The sequence below is a fragment of the Bartonella sp. TT29SHDZB genome, from assembly GCF_042193395.1.
In the GTDB taxonomy this organism is placed as follows: Bacteria; Pseudomonadota; Alphaproteobacteria; order Rhizobiales; family Rhizobiaceae; genus Bartonella.
In genome coordinates, this window is the sequence record NZ_JBHILQ010000103.1 from 1 (window position 1) to 1,034 (window position 1,034).

At 39.7% G+C, this 1,034-nt stretch carries 1 protein-coding gene and 1 pseudogene; both read left to right on the forward strand.

Going from position 1 to position 1,034, the window contains the following annotated elements; genetic code table 11:
- Window positions 1-723: pseudogene (locus ACFIJJ_RS09815) on the forward strand (phage tail protein); the annotation flags it as partial.
- Window positions 724-728: 5 nt separating this feature from the next.
- Window positions 729-1,034, forward strand: a 306-nt coding sequence (locus tag ACFIJJ_RS09820; protein ID WP_375646813.1) for a phage tail protein, incomplete at its 3' end; no start/stop codon positions are given.

A 1,034-nucleotide genomic window follows, 5' to 3' on the forward strand; every position in this document is an offset into this window, starting at 1 on the left:
GGCATTGCAGCTCTTGTTGCTGCCGGATATCTGCTCTACAAAAATTGGGACACAGTCATAAGCTTTATAAGCAAGTTATGGGATTCTTTTTACAGCTTATGTAGTAATGTTTTCAATAACCTCTTGACGTTCTTTAAAAACTTTTCACCACTTTCTTGGATTTCGAAAAAAATCAATGAACTCATTGAATGGCTGTTTGGTGTCGATTTAATGGAAATAGGCTCCAATCTTATTAATGGGCTTTGGGAGGGCATCAAAAGCACATGGGATGATCTGTATAACGGTTTTGGCAATATGATGAAGAAATTAACCAGTTGGATGCCTAATTGGGTGAAAGAAAAGTTAGGGTTTAATGTTTCAATAGACAAGACTTCAACGCAGACCATTAAAACCTTTACCGAAGAAACCAATGCACGTGCAAAAAAAATGGTTGATACAGTAGTGGTTACAAATACCCCACCTGAAAAACGCAAGAGTGGTTTTAATACAAGTGTCGTTGAAACAGGACAAATGCAGGCAACAAATAAAGTAGGTGCTTTTAAAGCTCCAAAGCCAATTACGGTTCATAAGCCCGTTGAAGTAGATGCCCGCGTGATGATTTCAAATTTAAATATTTCCGTCCCCAATGGTCTCAAGGACGAAATCAGAGACGCTGTCAATCAAGCCCTTGAACGCTATGCAAAACAGCAACGTTTAGCCATAGCCTCTAGCCTTTCGGATTAAATACCATGATGTTAGCTTTGGGTGGTTTTATTTTTTCGATTGAAACAGCAGCTTATCAAACACTTGATATGTCTTATGGGGTTCCATGGGTAGAGCAAGGGCGATTGGGGCGCAAAGCAGCTCTTCAATTGCCTGCCGTTGCAAATGCGGAATTTTCTTTAACTGGTGTGATTTATCCAGATTTCAAAGGTGGTCATAGACAGCTCGAATATTTACGGCAAATGGCACATGAAGGACCTCACATTCTTGTGACTGGTCAAGGCAAAATCTTAGGTAAGTTTGTCATTCTTTCTGTAGAGGAAAAACAAAGC